Source organism: Stenotrophomonas sp. 62841_Sma, assembly GCF_056482945.1.
Window position 1 is genome coordinate 1,243,672 of record NZ_CM151224.1, and the last position, 18,639, is coordinate 1,262,310.

Annotated in this window: 20 protein-coding genes; 13 read left to right on the forward strand and 7 right to left on the reverse strand. The window is 66.5% G+C overall.

What is annotated here, in order from left to right; genetic code table 11:
• Positions 1 to 5: 5 nt before the first annotated feature.
• Genes ACZK5G_RS05825 through ACZK5G_RS05840 form a run of 4 tightly spaced genes read right to left on the reverse strand, consistent with a single transcriptional unit; the run spans position 6 to position 4,323 of the window.
• A complete protein-coding gene (locus tag ACZK5G_RS05825) occupies positions 6 to 869 on the reverse strand; it encodes a sugar phosphate isomerase/epimerase family protein (protein WP_478465626.1) in 864 nt (287 codons plus the stop codon).
• A gap of 19 nt (positions 870 to 888) precedes the next feature.
• The gene (locus tag ACZK5G_RS05830; RefSeq protein WP_478465628.1) at positions 889 to 2,013 is read right to left on the reverse strand and encodes a Gfo/Idh/MocA family protein; all 1,125 of its coding nucleotides are present in this window, start codon (positions 2,011 to 2,013) and stop codon (positions 889 to 891) included.
• A 12-nt stretch (positions 2,014 to 2,025) separates the two neighbouring features.
• A complete protein-coding gene (locus ACZK5G_RS05835) occupies positions 2,026 to 3,243 on the reverse strand; it encodes a nucleoside permease (protein WP_478465629.1) in 1,218 nt (405 codons plus the stop codon).
• Between the two features lie 27 nt (positions 3,244 to 3,270).
• The gene (locus tag ACZK5G_RS05840; protein WP_478465630.1) at positions 3,271 to 4,323 is read right to left on the reverse strand and encodes a sugar phosphate isomerase/epimerase family protein; all 1,053 of its coding nucleotides are present in this window, start codon (positions 4,321 to 4,323) and stop codon (positions 3,271 to 3,273) included.
• A gap of 95 nt (positions 4,324 to 4,418) precedes the next feature.
• Here ACZK5G_RS05840 and ACZK5G_RS05845 point away from each other — a divergent pair, with 95 nt between their 5' ends.
• Both ACZK5G_RS05845 and ACZK5G_RS05850 read left to right on the forward strand, forming a co-directional pair.
• On the forward strand, positions 4,419 to 5,426 hold the full coding sequence (locus tag ACZK5G_RS05845; protein ID WP_478465632.1) for a LacI family DNA-binding transcriptional regulator: 1,008 nt from the start codon (positions 4,419 to 4,421) through the stop codon (positions 5,424 to 5,426).
• Positions 5,427 to 5,530: 104 nt separating this feature from the next.
• Complete coding sequence (locus tag ACZK5G_RS05850; protein ID WP_032127639.1) at positions 5,531 to 6,583, forward strand: sensor domain-containing diguanylate cyclase; 1,053 nt, start codon at positions 5,531 to 5,533, stop codon at positions 6,581 to 6,583.
• Here the strand turns inward: ACZK5G_RS05850 and ACZK5G_RS05855 are convergent.
• Positions 6,571 to 7,467: a LysR family transcriptional regulator gene (locus tag ACZK5G_RS05855; RefSeq protein ID WP_478465633.1), complete on the reverse strand. Its 897-nt coding sequence runs from the start codon at positions 7,465 to 7,467 to the stop codon at positions 6,571 to 6,573. The two genes, ACZK5G_RS05850 and ACZK5G_RS05855, sit on opposite strands and share 13 nt — an antisense overlap.
• A 108-nt stretch (positions 7,468 to 7,575) precedes the next feature.
• Here ACZK5G_RS05855 and ACZK5G_RS05860 point away from each other — a divergent pair, with 108 nt between their 5' ends.
• Both ACZK5G_RS05860 and ACZK5G_RS05865 read left to right on the forward strand, forming a co-directional pair.
• Entirely contained in the window at positions 7,576 to 8,424 is an 849-nt protein-coding gene (locus tag ACZK5G_RS05860) for an isocitrate lyase/PEP mutase family protein (protein WP_478465634.1), read from the forward strand.
• Between the two features lie 135 nt (positions 8,425 to 8,559).
• Positions 8,560 to 9,585, forward strand: coding sequence for an AI-2E family transporter (locus ACZK5G_RS05865; protein WP_012510371.1), 1,026 nt, complete (start codon positions 8,560 to 8,562; stop codon positions 9,583 to 9,585).
• Positions 9,586 to 9,670: 85 nt separating this feature from the next.
• On the opposite strand, the gene ACZK5G_RS05870 is transcribed toward ACZK5G_RS05865, so the two are convergent.
• Complete coding sequence (locus ACZK5G_RS05870; protein WP_478465635.1) at positions 9,671 to 9,838, reverse strand: hypothetical protein; 168 nt, start codon at positions 9,836 to 9,838, stop codon at positions 9,671 to 9,673.
• Here ACZK5G_RS05870 and ACZK5G_RS05875 point away from each other — a divergent pair.
• The 7 genes from ACZK5G_RS05875 (at position 9,831) to ACZK5G_RS05905 (ending at position 15,683) form a co-directional block, all read left to right on the forward strand.
• On the forward strand, positions 9,831 to 11,489 hold the full coding sequence (locus tag ACZK5G_RS05875; RefSeq protein ID WP_478465637.1) for a GGDEF domain-containing protein: 1,659 nt from the start codon (positions 9,831 to 9,833) through the stop codon (positions 11,487 to 11,489). The genes ACZK5G_RS05870 and ACZK5G_RS05875 overlap by 8 nt on opposite strands.
• Before the next feature lie 72 nt (positions 11,490 to 11,561).
• Positions 11,562 to 11,999 carry a hypothetical protein gene (locus ACZK5G_RS05880; protein ID WP_032127634.1) on the forward strand — a complete coding sequence of 146 codons (438 nt, stop codon included), beginning with the start codon at positions 11,562 to 11,564 and terminating at the stop codon, positions 11,997 to 11,999.
• 14 nt (positions 12,000 to 12,013) lie between these two features.
• Positions 12,014 to 12,517 carry a GNAT family N-acetyltransferase gene (locus ACZK5G_RS05885; protein WP_134950924.1) on the forward strand — a complete coding sequence of 168 codons (504 nt, stop codon included), beginning with the start codon at positions 12,014 to 12,016 and terminating at the stop codon, positions 12,515 to 12,517.
• Between the two features lie 128 nt (positions 12,518 to 12,645).
• Positions 12,646 to 13,227, forward strand: coding sequence for an NMCC_0638 family (lipo)protein (locus ACZK5G_RS05890; RefSeq protein WP_032127629.1), 582 nt, complete (start codon positions 12,646 to 12,648; stop codon positions 13,225 to 13,227).
• A 182-nt stretch (positions 13,228 to 13,409) separates the two neighbouring features.
• Entirely contained in the window at positions 13,410 to 13,877 is a 468-nt protein-coding gene (locus ACZK5G_RS05895) for a DUF2975 domain-containing protein (RefSeq protein WP_032127655.1), read from the forward strand.
• Positions 13,877 to 14,101 (forward strand): helix-turn-helix domain-containing protein, encoded by a 225-nt coding sequence (locus ACZK5G_RS05900; RefSeq protein WP_032127628.1) that lies wholly within the window; start codon positions 13,877 to 13,879, stop codon positions 14,099 to 14,101. The genes ACZK5G_RS05895 and ACZK5G_RS05900 overlap by 1 nt, the downstream gene beginning before the upstream one ends.
• Positions 14,102 to 14,144: 43 nt before the next feature.
• Entirely contained in the window at positions 14,145 to 15,683 is a 1,539-nt protein-coding gene (locus ACZK5G_RS05905; protein ID WP_478465638.1) for a TerC family protein, read from the forward strand.
• Between the two features lie 22 nt (positions 15,684 to 15,705).
• Here the strand turns inward: ACZK5G_RS05905 and ACZK5G_RS05910 are convergent, their stop codons facing one another.
• Positions 15,706 to 16,668, reverse strand: a complete 963-nt coding sequence (locus tag ACZK5G_RS05910) for an IS110 family transposase (protein WP_132808894.1) — start codon at positions 16,666 to 16,668, stop codon at positions 15,706 to 15,708.
• A gap of 322 nt (positions 16,669 to 16,990) precedes the next feature.
• Between ACZK5G_RS05910 and ACZK5G_RS05915 the strand changes: the two genes are divergently transcribed.
• Together ACZK5G_RS05915 and ACZK5G_RS05920 are read left to right on the forward strand one after the other, a co-directional pair.
• Positions 16,991 to 18,127: a metallophosphoesterase gene (locus tag ACZK5G_RS05915; protein ID WP_478465640.1), complete on the forward strand. Its 1,137-nt coding sequence runs from the start codon at positions 16,991 to 16,993 to the stop codon at positions 18,125 to 18,127.
• A 27-nt stretch (positions 18,128 to 18,154) separates the two neighbouring features.
• Positions 18,155 to 18,565 (forward strand): hypothetical protein, encoded by a 411-nt coding sequence (locus ACZK5G_RS05920; protein WP_478465641.1) that lies wholly within the window; start codon positions 18,155 to 18,157, stop codon positions 18,563 to 18,565.
• The last annotated feature ends 74 nt before the right edge of the window (positions 18,566 to 18,639 follow it).

An 18,639-nucleotide genomic window follows, 5' to 3' on the forward strand; every position in this document is an offset into this window, starting at 1 on the left:
ATGCGTCAGCGCCGCGCACGGGCGGGCACGTTGGTGGTCAGGTGTTCACGCAGGTAGTCCGCACCGGTCTGGATGATCCTGGCCGGATCGCGTGGCTGGTCGTGCTCGATGATGTACCAATGCACGCCGGCGGCTGCCGCAGCAGGCAGGATCGCGCTCCAGTCCAGCACGCCCTGGCCCACCGCGGCGAATCCGCCTTCGTCCTGGGCCTGGCCCTTCGGTGCATTGTCCTTGGCGTGCACCGCGAATACGTGGCCGCGGAACTTTGCCAGCATCACGGCCGGGTCCAGGCCTGCACGCGCGACCCAGGCCAGGTCCAGCTCGGTCTGCAGGTCTGGACCGGCGGCTGCGAACAGCAGCTCCAGTCCGGTCCTGCCGTCGAAGTCGGCCAGTTCGAAGTCGTGGTTGTGGTAGGCCAGGCGCATGCCCTTGCCGCGCACCTGCTTTGCGATGCGGCCCAGTTCCTGGCCCAGGGCGGTCCAGCCGGCGGCATCGCCCGGGCGATCCTTCTTGTCCAGGTACGGCACCACCAGTGTCGTGTTGCCGATCGACCGGTTGAAGGTCACCACCCCATCCAGGTTGCTGCGCAGCTCGGCCAGCGGCACATGCGATGAAATTGCCTTGATCGAATACCGGTCCAGCAGCTGCTTGAGCTCGGCGGCGCTGGTGTTCTGCGTGCCGACCGTTTCCACCGCATGGACGCCAGCGTCGTGGACGATCTTCAGCTGCTGCTCGAGCGAGCCGGCATCGCGCAGGGTGTACATCTGTACCGCGATCGGCTTCTGCGTGCTGGTGGCTTCGACTGCAAAAGCGGGCAGGGCAGCGAGCAGCAGAATGAGGCTTGCAGTTCCATGGACAAGGGCTTTCATCAACAGATCCTCCCGGGTTTCAACCGATGGCAGTCCAGGCGCGCGACCTGGCCGATGCAATGACACGATCGACGATCCGCGCCGAGCGCAGGCCGTCCTCGAAGGTGGGCAGGCCCTGCGGTCGCTCGCCCTCGATGGCGCGATAGGTGTCGGCGACAAACGCTTCGAAGCACTGGGCGTAGCCCTGCGCGTGTCCGGCCGGCAGCACGGAAAGGCGGCGTTGATCGGCACTGCCGGCGCCTGGTCCGCGCACGAAGATCTCCTCGCGTTGGTCGGGCAGGCCGATCCACAGCCGCTCGGCGTCTTCCTGGTTGAAAGCCACGCTGGCCTTGGCACCGTCGATCTCGAACCAGAGGCGGTTGTGGCGTCCGGCCGAGACCTGGCTGACCGTCAGAGATGCCAGCGTACCGGCACCGGTCCTGAACATCGCCGCAGCCACGTCCTCGCTCGTTACCTCCTGCATTGCGCTGGCTGCGGTTGGCGTGCTGAAGCTATGCCCGCTGACGGCGCCGCGCTCGGCGATGACCGTAGAGAACGCCGCGCTGACCTCGGCGAAGCGTTCGCCGCTGACCCATTCCACCAGGTCGCACCAGTGCGAGCCGATGTCGGCGAATACGCGCGATGCGCCACCCAGCGCCGGGTCCACGCGCCAGTTGTTGCTGGCCGGGTCCAGCAGCCAGTCCTGCAGGTAGCTGCCGTGGATCAGGTGCAGCGGCCCCAGATCACCCTGTGCTATGCGTGCGCGCGCCTCGCGCACCACCGGGTGGTAGCGGTAGACGAAGGGGACCGTGGCAACCAAGCCGGTCGAGGCGGCCAACGCCGCCAGCGCCTGCGCATCGTCCAGCGTGGTCGCCAGCGGTTTCTCGCAGATCACGTGCTTGCCGGCTTCCAGCGCGGCCTGCGCCATTGCGCGGTGCAGATGGTTGGGCGTGCAGACGTGCACGACCTGCACCTGCGGATCGGCGATCACCTCCTCGATGTCCCGATAGGCGCGCGGGACATTCCACAGCTGCGCCATCTCACGCGCGCGCTGCGCTGACGAAGCGGCAACGCCGCGTACCTCGGCACCGGCGAGCAAGGCCGCACGGCGGTGCACGGCGCCGATCATGCCGGCGCCGACGATGGCGATTCCAAGCGTTGGCATCGGCTCGAATCCTCAGGGTGTGGAAGATGCGGCGGCCACGGCGGGCCGGTCGCGGAACAGCAGCAGGAAGGCGATCAGCACCACCAGTGCAACGCCGGCCGGGAACAGCCAGATCTGCTGCCAGTCGGGGCCGGCCTCGGTGGTGAAGTGCTCCACCACCGCGCCGGACAGGAAGGTGCCGATCAGCATGCCCACGCCGTAGGTAGCCAGGGTGATGAAGCCCTGAGCGCTGCTGCGCGCGGCGGGGCCGGCATGCGCATCGGTGTAGATCTGGCCGGTGACGAAGAAGAAGTCGTAGCAGATGCCGTGCAGCACGATGCCGATCACCAGCAGCGAGAAGCCGCTGCCCGCATCGCCGAAGGCGAACATGGCGTAGCGCACCACCCAGGCGGCCATGCCGACCGCCAGCATCGTCTTGACGCCAAGGCGAACGAACAGGAACGGCATGGCCAGCATCAGCAGCACCTCGGAAACCTGGCCCAGCGACTGCAGGCCCGCGGCGCCGCGCACGCCCAGGTCGTTGAGATACGGATTGGTGAAGTTGTAGTAGAACGACAGCGGGATGCAGATGGCGATGGACGCCAGGAAGAACACCAGGTAGGCACGCGACTTCAGCAGCCGCAATGAATCCAGCCCGAGGATCTGCCCCAGCCCGGCATCGCGCTGCTGTGCCAGTGGCGGCGTGTGCGGCAGGGTGAACGCATACAGGCCCAGTACCAGCGATGCCAGCGCCGCCATGCGGAAGGTCAGTTCAAGCCGATGGGCCTGCTCCCAGCCCAGCCAGCCGATCAGCACGCCTGCGACGATCCAGCCGATGCTGCCGGCCACGCGTACCAGCGGGAACTGTTTCTCGGGCGACTGCATGTGCCGCATCGCTACGCTGTTGGCCAGTGCCAGCGTCGGCATGAACAGCAGCATGTAGCCCATCACGCAGGCCGAGAACACACTGAAGCTGGTGGCGGTGGACGCCAGCCACATCAGTACCGCGCCGGCCAGGTGCAGCACCGCGAGGATGCGCTGCGCGGCGAAGTAGCGATCAGCGATCAGGCCGACCAGGAACGGCGCCACGATCGCGCCGATCGACTGGCTGAGGAAGGCGGTGGCCACCTGGCTGGCGCTGGCCTGCAGCGGGCCCTGCACCAGGTACGTCCCGAGGGTCACGAACCACGCTCCCCAGATGAAGAACTGCAGAAACATCATCGCGCCCAGGCGCGACATTGCGTGCGACATGGCTTGCCCTCCCGGGGCGGTAATGGCTCAGATTCCCAGCATGTGGTGCAGTGATGCGGCGTCCGTGCCACTGTCGGCAAAGTCATCGAAGGCGCGCTCGGTCACCCGGATGATGTGGTCGCGGATGAAGGCGGCACCTTCGCGTGCGCCGTCCTCCGGGTGCTTCAGGCAGCACTCCCATTCCAGTACCGCCCATCCGGGGAAGTCGTACTGGGCGAACTTGGAGAAGATCGCCTTGAAGTCGATCTGGCCGTCACCGGGCGAACGGAACCGGCCCGGACGATCGATCCAGTCCTGGTAGCCGCCATACACGCCGCTGCTCGCGCTGGCGCGATATTCCGCGTCCTTGACGTGGAAGATGCCGATGCGCGCGTGGTAGCGGTCAATGAAGCCCAGGTAGTCCATCTGCTGCAGCAGCAGGTGGCTGGGGTCGTACAGGATCTTCGCGCGGGGGTGATGGTCCACCACATCGAGGAAGCGTTCAAAGGTCGCGCCGTCGTGCAGGTCCTCACCCGGGTGGATCTCGAAGCACAGGTCCACGCCGCAGGCGTCGAACGCATCCAGGATCGGGCGCCAGCGGCGGCCGAGTTCGGCGAAGGCTTCCTCCACCAGTCCCGGTGGACGCTGCGGCCAGGGATAGAAATAGGGCCAGGCCAATGCGCCGGAGAACGTGGCATGCGCGGTCAGCCCCAGGCGCTGGCTGGCTTTGGCGGCCAGCAGAAGCTGCTCCACCGCCCAGGCCTGGCGGGCGGCCGGATCACCGCGTTTGTCCGGCGGCGCGAATCCGTCGAACAGGCTGTCGTAGGCAGGATGCACCGCGACCAGCTGCCCCTGCAGGTGGGTCGACAGTTCGGTGATCTGCAGGCCGTGCCCGGCCAGCATGCCGGCGACGTCGTCGCAGTACGCCTGGCTGCGCGCCGCCTCGGCCAGATCGAACAGGTGGGGCGCGCTGGTGGGGACTTGTACGCCAGAATAGCCCAGACCCGCGGCCCATCCGGCCAGCGTGTCCAGCCGATCAAAAGGAGCTGTGTCGCCGATGAACTGCGCCAGGAACAGCGCTGGACCCTTGAGCGTCTTCAACGTGATTCGCCCTCGATGCAATCGATTGCATTATCCTGGCAGGGGCTCACGCAGGACCTGTTGTGCACTGCACAGCAGACAGGAGAACTAACGCCATGGCCACCATCTACGACATCGCGAAGCACGTCGGCGTCTCGGCAGGCACGGTGTCGCGGGCGCTTTCCCGGCCGGACAAAGTGCTGCCGGCCACGCGCGCGCGCATCGAGCAGGCCGCCGCCGCACTGGGCTATGTGCCCAACACGGTGGCCCGCACGCTCAAGACCCAGCGCAGCGGCAAGATCCTGGTCACCGTCCCGGACATCGCCAATCCGTTCTTCGCGCAGATCCTGCAGGGGGCGGAGGACGCCGCACAGGCGGTCGGCTATGCGGTTCTGCTCGGCGATACCCAGCATCAACCCGACCGCGAGGAGCGCTATGCGCAGATGCTCCGGCGCAACGAGGCCGACGGCATGATCGTGCTGGGGCACCGCCTGCCGCCGACGGCGCGCGAGATCGTCCAGCAGCGCGGTGCCGCCGCGCCGGTGATCAACGGCTGCGAGTTCGACCCCGCACTGGGCATTCCCAGCGTCCATATCGATAACGCCGCGGCCGCGCGCGTGGTGATGGAACATCTGTATGGGCTGGGACACGAGCGGATCGCCGTGGTCGGCGGACCGCCGGACAATCCGCTGCACCAGCAACGGCTGGAAGGGGTGCGGGCGGCCGGCAAGGCGCGTGGACGCCTGCGCCAGCTGAACATGGTGCCGGGTGACTTTTCGGTCGAATCCGGCCATGCGGCTGCCATGGCGCTGCTGGACGGCATGTCTGCGCCAACGGCGATCTTCTGTTTCAGCGATCAGATGGCGCTGGGCACCCTGGCGGCCTGCCGCGATCTGGGCATCCGCGTGCCGGAGGACCTGTCCATCGTCGGCTTCGATGATCTGGCATCTTCCCGCTACCTCACGCCGCCGTTGACCACCATCCGGCAACCGATGCGGGAGATCGGTGAGCGCGCGGTCAACCTGCTGCTTGCCATCATCGAGCACATGGATGTGCCGCTGCAGCAGACGCTGGATTTCAGCCTGATGCTGCGGGGTTCAACGGCGCCACCCAGGCGTGGGTGAGGCAGGGTAACCGCCGTGAATCCTTGATCCCGAATTGACGCAGAGCTGTCAGACTCACCAGAGGCCGCCCGGCAAGGGCGTGCGATCGTGCAAGGGGGTCGGCAATGCCGTTCTTGACGGACTCGACGGAAGTCGCGGTCGAAGGCATCGGCGCGGCACGTCGCATCGGCTGGATGCGCTTCGTGGGCAATGGGCTGGGCGCGATTCCCATCGCCTCGATCATTCTTGAACGTCAGGACGGCCCGTGGGCCTGGGTGTTGCTGCTGCTCAACGCGCTGGCCTGGCCGGCGCTCGCGCTGGTGCTGACCCAGCGCTCACGGCAGCCTGCGGTGGTCCAGTTCCGTTGCATGGTGGTTGATTCCTTCTTTGGCGGTGGCTGGATCGCCTTCATGGGGCTCAGCGTGGTACCCAGTGCGTTGTTCGCCGCGCTGCTGGTCGCCGACAAGATCGCCGCCGGTGGGGTGAAGCTGGCGGTACGGGCCACACTGGCACTGGTAGCGGGATTCGCGCTCACCTGGTGGGGCCTCGGGTTTCCTTACCAGCCGGTGTCATCGCAGCGCACGATCGTGCTCAGCGTGCCGTTCCTGTTCGTCTACGGCATCGGCCTCAGCATCCTCAGCTGGCAGCTGGCGCGGCGGGTGAAATCGCAGAACCGCCAGTTGAAGCGGCTGAGCCGCATGGACCCGCTGGTGGAGCTGGCCAACCGCGGCTTCCTGATCGTCCGTGCGCAGCAGGCACTGGACAAGGCGCAGGGGCAGGGTGGTTTTGCCTGCCTGCTGATGCTTGATGTGGATGACTTCAAGCGCATCAATGACTCGCACGGTCATCGCGCCGGGGACGAAGTGCTGCGCCATATCGCCTCCACCTTGCGCGCCTTCGCCCGGCCTGGCGATACCCCTGCGCGGCTGGGAGGCGACGAGTTCGTCGTGCTGCTGCAGGACTGTGCGCCCGTCGATGCGATGCATGTGGCAGAGCGGGTTCGGCTGCAACTTCTGGAGGCAGCACGGCAGGCAACCCCGGGCATCGAGTTCAGCGTCAGCATCGGAATCGCGGCGACGCCGCGCGGTGGCAGCGTCGAGGACTGGCTGGCACTGGCCGACCGCGCGCTGTACCACGCCAAGCGCCAGGGCAAGAACAACGCCAGCTATGGCGAATGAGGTGTCGACACGTCTCTGGCGCAGGCAAGCAGCTGGGCGGCCGTTGCCGGAGGCTTGCAGCGCGCCGCCAACTGCAGCGTGGTGGTCGGCATGCCCAGTTCCAGCGCAACAAAAGCCAGGCCGCTGCGGTGCATGCTCTGCATCGAGGCCGGCACGATGGCGATACCCAGGCCGGCAGCGGCAAGGTTGATTGCTGAAGCCACCTGCGGCGCTTCCTGCTGGATGGCCGGAGTGAACCCCTGGCTGCGGCAGGCGGCGACCACGTCTGCACTCAGGCCCTGGCCCGATTTCCGCGAGAACAGGATGAAGCGCTCGTCGCGCAGCTCGGCCAGCGCAATGCTTGTCCGGCTCGCCAACGGGTGATCGGCCGGCAGTACTGCCACCAGTGGTTCGGCACTGAGTTGCTGTGTCATCCGTTCACCGGTATCGGAAAACGGCGGGCGCACGATTACTGCATCGAGTTCGCCATCATCGAGGCGCCGGACCAGCGATTCACTGCCATCTTCTACCAGCCGCACCTGCACTGCCGGATGCGCCCGCTGGAAGCTGCGCATCAGCGCGGTGACCGCCTCGTTGTAGGTCGCCGATTCGGTCAGCCCCAATGTCAACGTGCCGACCTCGCCGCGTGCGGCGCGCAGCGCCTCCTCCTTGGCCTGGTCGACGCGCGCGAGGATGTCCTCCGCGGCTTTCCAGAATACCTGGCCAGCATCGCTGAGCACGATGCCGCGTCCCTGCCGGTGGAACAGCGGTGTGCCGATCTCTTCCTCCAGGGCGCGGATCTGCTGCCCGAGCGGCGGCTGGGCGATATGCAGGGCCTCGGCGGCCTTGGTGAAGCTCTGCAGCTGGGCAGTCATGACGAAGTAGCGCAGGTGCCGCAGTTCCATTGGAACCTCAAACGTTCTGGTGCTGTACGAACACGGTATTGGACGGTCGCCGCTGGCGGCAACATCATCGGTATCCCACGGCAGATGTCCAACGACAAGGGAGACCCCATGAAAAAGACACGTCGGCTGCGCGATCTGCTCCGCCAGGGCAGCGTGATTGCGCCAGGTGCATTCGATGGATTGTCGGCACGCCTGGTGGAGCTGGCCGGCTTCGATGCGGTCTATGCCAGCGGCGGCGCCATCGCACGTTCGGCCGGCGTGCCGGACATCGGCCTGCTCGGCCTCAGCGAAGTGCTTGCGCAGGTTGAACGGATCGTCGATGCCTGCGATCTGCCGGTGATCGCCGACGCTGACACCGGCTTCGGCGGCACCGCGAATGTTGAACGCACCGTGCGCGCGTTCGAAAGGGCAGGCGTTGCCGCCCTGCATATCGAGGACCAGGCCTTCCCCAAGCGCTGCGGACACCTGGATGACAAGACGCTGGTCGACGCGGGCGAGATGTGCACGAAGATCCGTGTCGCCTGCCAGTCGCGGATCGACCCGGAGTTGATGATCATCGCGCGTACCGATGCCATCGCCTGCGAAGGCCTGGATGCGGCGATCGAACGGGCGCAGGCCTATGTGGACGCGGGCGCGGACATGATCTTCGTCGAGGCACCGGAAACGCTGGAGCAGATCGAGGTGATTTCGCAGCAGGTTCCCGGGCCGAAGCTGATCAACATGTTCCACAGCGGCAAGACGCCGCTGGTGCCGGTGGCGCGGCTGACCGAACTTGATTACCGGCTGGTGATCATTCCCTCGGACCTGCAGCGCGCTGCGATCCGGGCCATGCAGCGCACCCTGCAGGAGATCGCAGCGACTGGCGACAGCGGGCGTGTTGCCGGCGAGCTGGCCAGCTTCGGCGAGCGTGAGACGATCGTGCGCACGGCGCGGTATCTGGCACTGGACCGGGTGTGATCCGGGCGTGATTGCGGACGTGCCGATGGACGGAGAAGGGGCGGCGGAATCCGCGTGTATTGCCTGTTCATCCTGCACCCGGAATCATCGCCGCCAATCCTCTACCATGGGCCACCCTGCCCGGACGTGCCGCCCATGCAAGACGCCCTCGTTGCCCAGCCCAAGCCCCCCGTCCCGAGGATCGCGGCCTGGCTGATGATGCTGCTGGGCATGTGGCTGGCGTTGAAGCTGGGCCTGGTGGTGACCCTGCTGTCGGGCCTGCTGGTGTTCCAGCTGACCCACCTGCTGGCCTCCACCGTGGAGGGCAAGCTGCCGCCAGGCCGGGCGCGGGCGATCGCGGTGATCGTGCTGTCAGCGGTGATCATCAGCGCGCTGGTGCTGGCCGGGATCGGCGTGGCGTCATTTTTCCGCAACGAGACCGGTGGACCGGACGCATTGCTGGCGCGGCTGATGGAGATCCTCAATTCGTCGCGGCACCAGGTGCCGGCGCTGCTGCAGCCGTACATCCCCGAGGACATGCCGGCGCTGCGCACGGCACTGAACGACTGGGCCGCCGAGCATCAGCGCCAGCTGGGCGTGGCCGGTACCTCGGTGGTGCAGGTGGGCGTACGCGTACTGATCGGTATGGTGCTGGGCGCGATGATCGCGCTGTATGACGAACTGCCGCTGCCGAAGATGGGCCCGCTGGCGCAGGAGCTGATCGGCCGCACCAGCCGCCTGGCCACTGCGTTCCGCCAGGTGGTGTTCGCGCAGGTGAAGATCTCGCTGCTCAACACCGTGTTCACCGCCATCTTCCTGCTGGGCGTGCTGCCGTTGTTCGGCGTGCACCTGCCACTGTCCAAGACCCTGGTACTGATCACCTTCATCGCCGGCCTGCTGCCGGTGGTGGGCAACATCATCTCCAACACCATCATCACCATCGTCGCGCTGTCGGTTTCGTTCTATGTGGCGGTGGCGGCGCTGCTGTACCTGATCGTGATCCACAAGCTGGAGTACTTCCTCAACGCGCGCATCGTCGGCGGTGAGATCCAGGCCCGCGCCTGGGAACTGCTGCTGGCGATGCTGGTGATGGAAGCAGCGTTCGGCCTGCCGGGCCTGGTCGCCGCGCCGGTGTTCTACGCCTATGTGAAGCGCGAACTGGTCGACCAGCGCTGGATCTAGTACGGCAGGGTGTGACGCATTCGCCCGCCCAGGCGCTTGGTAAGACCTTGCCGGCGCGTTCGCGGTAGCTGCGGTATACCCGTGGTCACGGTTCGCGCGGCACTGGCTTGGCGCTGCCGGGACCGGCGGCTACAGTGATCCGCACTTCAGGGGAAATTTGCATGGCCGGCAAGGCATCGCCCATCGGGTTGCGGACCTGGGTCTGGATCCTGGCGGGGTTGTTCGTGGTCTGTACGCTGCCGTTGATGGCCATCGCGCTGGTCCAGGGCACGCTGCGCTACAGCGCTGCCGAGGACAACCTGGTCAGCCTGCGCCAGCTGCGCCAGACCTTCGACCTGGCCAACCTGGTCTCGGCCGAACGCGGCCCGGCCAACAGCCTGCTCGGTGCCGACCCGGCCGATGCCAGCGAGCATGCGCGGCTTACGCTGCAGCTGGCGGTGGTGCGCAGGCGTGTGGACACCGCGCTGCAGCAGCTGGGTGCCGTGTTCACGGCTGATCCGGGCGTGGTGGATGAGCATGGGATGCTGGCAGACGCGCAACGTCGCCTGCAGTCGGCACGCGCGGGCGTGGACCGGGTGGCAGCGCAGCCGCGCGACGAACGACGCGTCGAAGACGTGGAGCGCGCGATCAGCGGCATGTTTGCCGTGGTCGACCGCCTGCACCTGCTGACCTCGGCACAGATCAACGTACTGGTCCGGGCCGACCGCGAAGCGGCGATTCCAGCCATGCAGGGCCAGGTGCTGATCGACCTGCGCGAGCACGGCGGGCGTCTGGCCTCCAACGTGATGGCGCCGGTGGCGGTACCCGGTGCCTGGCGCAACGAACAGGTGCGCGCGGCGCTGCAGACCGAGGGCCGCCTGCTGGAACTGTGGCGGCTGGCCGGCAGCCACGAATCGGTGTTCCGCAGTGATCCGATGCTGTCCTGGCATTGGGATATGGCGCGCCGGCAGTTCTTCGGCGAGTCACTGCCGATGATCGAACAGCTGATCGACGACGGACGGCGTGGCCTGCAGCCGCCGTGGACCGCTGCCGAGTTCACCACGCGCTACGTGCCGACCCTGCAGTCGCTTGAGGCGCTGCGTGACGGTTACCTGAGTGTGTCCATCGCCAGGTTCGAGCACACCCGCAACCGGGAGGCCACGCGGCTGGCGGTACTTCTGGCCACCGCGCTGGGAACCCTGGTGGTACTGGGTGTGGCGCTGCGTATCGCGCATCTGCAGATCCTGCGACCTCTGCTGCAGGCACAACGGCAGGTGATCCAGATTGCCTCCGAAGCGCCTGGGCCCGAGCAGCATGTCACCCATCCGCTGGCCGAGATGCAGCGCCTGTTCGATGCGATTGAAGTGCTGCGCGAGAAGTCGCGCGAACGCTCGGCGCTGACCAGCGAGCTGCGCCAGCTGGCCGGCACCGATGAATTGACCGGACTGCTGAACCGTCGCGCGCTGGAGGAACTGGTGCAGCAGCGCCACGACGAGGGGCGGATGAGCGCAGTGGTGATCCTGCTGGACGTTGATCGCTTCAAATCGATCAATGATGGTCATGGCCACGATGCGGGTGATGAAGTGCTGGTACAGGTGGCGCAACTGCTGCAGCGCCATCTTCGCCGCAGCGACAGCATTTCCCGCTATGGTGGCGAGGAGTTCCTGGTGCTGCTGGCCGACGGTGACCTGGCCGCTGGCCGACAGCTGGCCGAATCGCTGCGGCTTGCGCTGCAGCAGCTGGACATCGTGGTGGCCGGCGGTACCGTGCTGCGGGTGACCGCCAGCTTCGGCGTGGCCCGCGGTGCTACCGACGCCTTGGGCTGGCGGACCCTGCTGCGTGCCGCCGATGCGGCCATGTACCAGGCCAAGGCGCAGGGCCGCGACCGCGTGCGGGTCGCCGGTGGTGGGCGCATTCCACGCTGAAACATCATGTTCATCGCTGGCGCACGCATGGCTGCCTAGACTGGACCTTCGACCATCTGGCAGGAGCGCATCATGACCGTTCGCCCCGTCGTTGCTGCAGCGCTGCTGGCCGGGATGCTGGCCGGCTGTACCTCCACTTCGTCGCAGACCGCTGCGGATGCGCCACGCCACCCCTCGGTTGCCGCCGACCTGAGCCCGGTGCCGGCTTTCACCGGCGGCGGTGCGGGTTGGAGCATCGAGATCGCCTCCACCGGCCAGGGCAACCACGATGCCAGCCTCAGCGCTGACGGCCGTACCCACAAGGGCACGCTGCGCTATCCGGGGCAGCCGGCCGATGCACCGAGCTCGCTGATCGTGCTCAACGGCGAGCTTGGCCAGCAGCCCGCCATCGTCGAGATCAAGCGAGAGTCGTGCCGCACTGCCGAAGGTGTGGACACCCTGGCCAGCGTGCAGGTGACGATGGAAGGGCAGCCGCAGCGCCGCGGTTGTGGCCACCTGGCCGTGTACTGATCCTGTGCGCCGTCGTGCTTGAGATTCCAACCCTGCACACCGTGCGCCTGCGGCTGCGTCCACAGCAGCTGGATGACTTCGGCGTCTATGCCGCGTTCCTGGCCTCGCCGCGTGCGCGGGGCATGGGCGGGCCGTTCGGTGAGGTGGCGGCGTGGGGGCAGTTCTGCCATGACCTCGCCAGCTGGCATCTGTTCGGCCATGGCGCGTTGATGATCGAGCGTGCCGATACGGGAGCCTGCATCGGCCAGGTCGGGATCAATCATGGCCCACTGTTTCCTGAAAAGGAGCTGGGCTGGTTGCTGTACGACGGCCATGAAGGGCAGGGCTTTGCCACTGAAGCGGCCGGTGCACTACGCGATTGGGCGTTCGTGGTGGCGCGGCTGCCGACGCTGGTCAGCTACATGGCGCTGGACAACCTGGCATCGCAGGCCGTCGCGCGGCGCCTGGGCGGGGTGCTGGATGCGAACGCCGCGCGCAGCGATGCGGATGATCTGGTCTACCGCTACAGCACCCGGTAGTGCCGGCCGCTGGCCGGCATCATCGGTGCACCCGGGGGCGTCATCCACGCCTGTCAAGCCATGACCCATTGCGCGTGGCGCCCGGGCTTTGCCATCCTCCCTGCTGTTTTCCGTAGCGTGGAATCCCGATGCGTCCTGCGTTCTGGCTGGCTTTGGCCCTGCTGCCCACCCTGGCGGTCGCGCAACCTGCGCGTACTGCAAAGGCCAAGGCCCCAGCGCAGGATCCCTTCAGCGAGCTGTTCGACACCGCCTGCATGCAGCACATCGGTGCCCCGGCGCGGTTGCAGTCGCTGATGGAATCCAATGGGCTGTCGCCGTTGCAGCCCGCCGAAGCCGCGACGCTGTTGCAGGGGCAATCGGGCGTGGCCTGGATGGTGCCTCTGGCCAGTGGCCGCTATGCGGTGAGCTGGGCTGACGATGGCACGTGTACGGTCTACGCCGAAAAGGCCGACGCGGCGGTCGTGCAGAAGGGATTCGCCCGGTTGGTGCAGGCCGCACCGAAGCCGTTGCAGGTGCGGTCGCTGCCAGGGCGTGGGCCGCTGTCGGCTGATCAGGTAGCCATCCAGTACGGCTGGGCCACGCCGGGGCAGGGCAAGCTGCAGGTGCGATTCCGCCTGGTCACACGGCAGGCGGCCGAAGCCGGCGTGCAGGCGATGGCCTCGGCGGCCCCGGGCGAAGCGATGCTGGCGCAGGGCGCGCCTGGGCCCTGAAGGGCCCACGCTCGCGATTCAGCCTTTCACGCGGCAAGTGGTATATCGTTTATCGATAAATTCACCCGGGGCGGCGAGGCCACCCCAATGCCGGAGGCCGCTTGACCGCTCGTCCCGCCCGCGCCAGACCCGCGCGAGGCTTGTTCACCCTGGCCCAGGCCGCCGTACAGGCGGTGCGGGCGATGTGCTGGCTGGGCATCCTGGCCGCACTGCTGGCCGTGCCGCTGGTCGCCCACGACCGCAGCTGGCTGCTCGACAGCATCCACGACGCTGATGCCGCTGCCGTGCATGGCAGCGACCTGTTCCTGCATTTCTGCCTGGGCCTGGGCGCGATCGTCGCGCTGCTGGTGCTGTGCCTGATGTTCCTGCGCCACCTGCTGCGGCTGTTGAAGTCGGCGGCGCGCGAGCGGCCGTTCACCCACGCCAATGCACAGCGCCTGCAGCGCATGGCCTGGCTGATGCTGTCGATGGAGGTGCTGTCGATCCTGATCGGCGCCTACGCCGCCTGGATGGGCCCGGACTTCACCTGGATGGAGGTGGGCGGCGGCATGTCGATCACCGGCCTGGTCGCGGTGCTGATGCTGTTCGTGCTGGCACGCGTGTTTGCCGTGGGTGCGGCAATGCGCGATGACCTCGACGGTGTCATCTGATGGCGATTGTCATCACCCTGGACCGCATGCTGCAGGAACGGGGCATGACCCTGTCCGAGCTGGCCGGGCGCATCGACATCACCCTGGCCAACCTGTCGATCCTCAAAACCGGCAAGGCACGCGCCATCCGCTTTTCCACACTTGATGCGATCTGCCGTGAGCTGCAGTGCACGCCCGGTGACCTGCTCGGGCATGACCCGGCGCAGGCGCAGGAGGCTGACTGAGTGTTTCCCCTTTTCCCTTACCTACTGACGAAACGGACCTGAAATGGAATGGTTGGCTGACCCCTCGATATGGATGGGCCTTGCAACCCTGGTCGTGCTGGAGATCGTTCTCGGCATCGACAACCTGGTGTTCATCGCGATCCTGGCCGACAAACTGCCGCCGCACCAGCGTGACCGCGCGCGGGTGATCGGCCTGGCGCTGGCCCTGCTGATGCGGCTGGTGCTGCTGGCCGCGCTGGCATGGATCATGAAGTTGACCGAACCGCTGCTCACGCTGTTCGACCACAGCTTCTCCGGGCGTGACCTGATCCTGCTGGGCGGTGGTCTGTTCCTGCTGTTCAAGGGCACGATGGAACTGCACGAGCGGTTGGAGGGCCGGGAGCATCACGAGGATGGCAAGAAGGTCTACGCCAGCTTCGCGATGGTGGTGGCTCAGATCGTGGTGCTCGACGCGGTGTTCTCGCTGGACTCGGTGATCACCGCGGTCGGCATGGTCGACAACCTGGGCGTGATGTACGCCGCGGTGACCATCGCGATGGCGCTGATGCTGGTGGCCAGCAAGCCGCTGACCCGTTTCGTCAACAAGCATCCCACGGTGGTGGTGCTGTGCCTGGGCTTCCTGCTGATGATCGGTTTCAGCCTGGTGGCCGAAGGCCTGGGCTACAAGATCCCGAAGGGTTATCTGTACGCGGCGATCGCCTTCTCGATCCTGGTTGAAGCCTTCAACCAGTGGGTGCGCTTCAATCGCGAGCGCAACGAGCGCCGCCAGCCGTTCCGCCAGCGTACCGCCGATGCCGTGCTGCGCATGCTGGGCGCGCGCCCGGCCAATGGCCACGACGACGAAAACGCTGACGAACACGTCGATGCCGAAGAGCGGTTGCAGCCGGCCGAGCACGAGATGATCCGCAGCGTGCTGGGCCTGGCTGATCGCCCGGTGTCGAGCGTGATGACCGTGCGTGCCGACGTTCAGTGGATCGACCTGGCACGTGGGCAGGAGGATGTGGTGGCCCGCCTGGTGGCGTCGCCGCACACTCGCTTGCTGGTGGGCGATGGCGATCTGGACAGCCTGCGCGGCGTGGTACAGAGCCGCGACCTGCTGGCCGACCTGCTGCAGGGCAAGCCGCTGCAGCTGGAGGGCAACCTGCGCGAGCCGCAGTACGTGCTGTCCAGCGCCAGCGCACTGCAGGCGCTGGAACTGATCCGCCAGCACCCGGTGCCGTTGGCGGTAGCGGTGGACGAGTACGGCAGTGTGGAAGGCCTGGTGACCGCCAACGATCTGCTGGCGGCCATTGCCGGTGACCTGGTCGACACCCAGGACGAGCGCTATGGCGTGGAGGCGCAGGGCGAGAACCAGTGGGAGGCCGACGGTGCGCTGACCCTGGACGACCTGCAGCGCCTGGCCGGCGTGTCGCTGCCGCGCAGTGCCGACTACATGACCATCTCCGGGCTGGTGCTGGAGCGTCTGGGGCGCCTGCCGGACATCGGTGACACGGTGGAGATTGCGGATGTACGCATCACCGTACTGGCAATGGAGAAGCGTCGCATCGCCCGCCTGCGGGTGGAACGCATCGGGCTTTCGTAGAGTCGAGATCCTATGTTCGTGGTCAAGCCTGCTGGAAGCAGGCTTGACCCACCTTCAGCATCGCCGGATCGAAGTCCCGGCCGCTTTTGAAGACACCCCAGGCGATCCTGGCCAGCTTTCTGGCCAGGATGTTGAAGACGGCGGTGCTGGGGTGACCGCGTTTTGACAGCTCGTCGTAGAGCGGTTGCCCCCGACGACACCGCTTGAGCCCCATGGCGGCCATGTAGAGCATCTGGCGCAGCACTGGCGCGCCCTGTTTGGACAGCCGACGCCGTCCCGTTCTGCCGCCAGACTCGTTGGGCCGGGGATCCAGGCCGGTGCAGGCGATCCACGCGTTGGCGTTGGCCAACGGCCAGCGCGTCATGTAGTAAATCAGGTGAGCGGCGACGGCGGGGCCGATACCAGGGATGGTCAACAGGCGCTTGTAGAGCGTGCCATGCTCTCCATCGCGACCCAAGCGCTGCAGTTCGCTTTCCAGCTCGGACAGCGTCCCAGCCAGAGCGCAGAACAGATCTGACAGCTCCCCGGGGGCACTTTTGCTTACCCCGAAGGATTGCTCCAGGCGCGCGCGTGTCTTTACCAGCGTCTGCCGCTTGCGCAGCAAATCGTGCATCTGCTGCTGCTCGTCGGTACGCGGTACGTATTCACGCAGGCGATCGTTCTCCTTCTTCACGTACCGGGCGATCGCTTCGGCGTCCATGGCGTCCGTCTTGCCACGCGAGCCCGTCGCCCGGCCGTAGTGCTTGATCAGACGTGGATTGATCACATAGACAACGTGGCCTGCCTGGCCAGCCATCCGAGCCAACAACTCGTAGTACCGCCCCGTCGCCTCCATGCCAATCCGGCATCGCTGGGGCAAGGTGTTGAGCCACTGGGCTATGCCGGCCCGGGTGTTGGCGATCCTGTCGCCGGCCTTGCGGTCGGCCACTGCCGGTACGAACTCCTTGGAGTCCACGTCCACGCCAATATCGAGAGAATCAGACATTTGTACGGCTCCCAGCTATCTTTAAGGGGCTGGGGTGGTACCGCACCGACGTTAGCTTGCCTACATCGACGATCCCCTTTGGGGGCCGTACGATCCTTTATCGACGTTCGTGTGCGGGATGGGGATCGCTCGACTCGTCTGTCGGCTAGTATCCGCAGATGCATGCTTGACGGTCCCTCCACCCTGGCTCCTACATACCGCGTAGGAGCCGGGAGGAACATACAAGCCATGCTCGACTGCTTCCTGAGCAGCCGGGTACGGGCCCGGCTCTACACAACACTGCCGGCAACCGTCACCATGGCGGGCCCGCTTTCTTTCCAGGATGGTTGCAGTGCTGAGTACGATCGGTTTGTTGATGGGCCTGTACGTGGCCTGGCGCCTGTTCTGGCCACTGCGCATGCCCATCTGGATGAAGGTCGTGCTGTCGCTGCTGCTGGTGAGCGTTGCCGTGCAGCTGCGCATCGTCGCCATGTTCTGGGGCACGATGGCCTCGCCGGAAATCCCGAAGCTGGCCATCGCCTCGTTGGCCACGGGTTCGACTGCTGTACTGCTGCTGGCGCTGTTCCTGCTGGTGCTGGACGCCGGCCTGTTGGTGTCGCGCATCCTGCGCAGGCCACGTGCTGTATCGGCGTTGCGCGCGCCGAAGCTGCGCCCGGCGGCGGGTGTACTGGCGCTGCTGGTCAGCGCCTATGGCGTCAGCCAGGGAATGGCGGTGCCCAAGCCCAGGCAGATCGAGGTGAGCATCGCCGGGTTGCCGGCCGGGTTCGACGGCTATCGCGTGCTGCAGCTGACCGACATCCATGCCAGCCGCCTGCTGACCGGCGACTGGGTGCGCAGGGTGGTGGAGGAGAGCAACGCACTGAAGCCGGACCTGATCGTGATCACTGGCGATCTGATCGACGGCAGCGTCGAGGCCCGTCGCGACGACGCGCGTCCGTTGGCCGACCTGCAGGCGCCGGATGGCGTCATTGCCATCACCGGCAACCACGAGTACTACGCGCAGTACCAGGACTGGATGCAGGCGTTCCGCGCGCTGCACATGCAGGTGCTGGAGAACAGTCATCTGCAGGTACGACGCGGTGACGCGGCGCTGACCATCGCCGGTGTCACCGACCAGGTGGCGGCACGCTACGGCCTGCCGTTGCCGGATCTCCAGGCTGCACTGGAAGGCGCTGATCCGTCCGCACCGGTGATCCTGCTCGATCATCGCCCTCGTAATGCGCGCGAGGCTGCCGCACGCGGGGTGAAGCTGCAGCTGTCCGGGCATACACATGGCGGCCAGATCATTGGCATGGACCAGCTGGTGAAGCGCGCCAATGGCGGTTATGTGTCCGGGCGTTACGAGGTGGATGGCATGACACTGTACGTGAGCAATGGTGCTGGCCTGTGGGCCGGTTTCCCGGCACGCATCGGCGTTCCTTCGGAGATCACCCTGATCACCCTGCGCCGCGCCCCGTGACCCCTGACAAACCACAGAGAAGGAACCATGTCCCATCCCCGCGCACCCATGGAACGTCTGATCCGCGCCAATGCGGACGAGATCAATCGGCTGCGCCAAGCCATCCGCGAAGCCGCTGGCGCGCGCTGGCGTGGCCCGGAAGAAATGCAGCAGCACGCGGCAGCCTGCGCGGAATACAGCCAGCGCTATGAACAGCTTGCGTTCCCGGGTGGCTACGCCAACGCGCTGAAGCAACTTGCCGAACGCGATCCAGATACGGTGGATGTCGTGCTGACCTTCCTTGAGGTGCGGCCCTACTTCTTCCGTTCCGGATACATGTGGAAGACGCTGCTGAAGCGCGTGCAGCGGGTGCCGATGGGCGCGAAGCAGCAGGCCCGGATGCAGAAGATCCTCGATGCCTACGCTGCCTACCGGGCGGGAAGCCGGCGCTCCCAGTAACTCCACGCCATGCGTGGAGGTCGTCTCTTTCCCGCCGCGGACTCCGGATCGGCGATCATCTGCACGGTCCATGC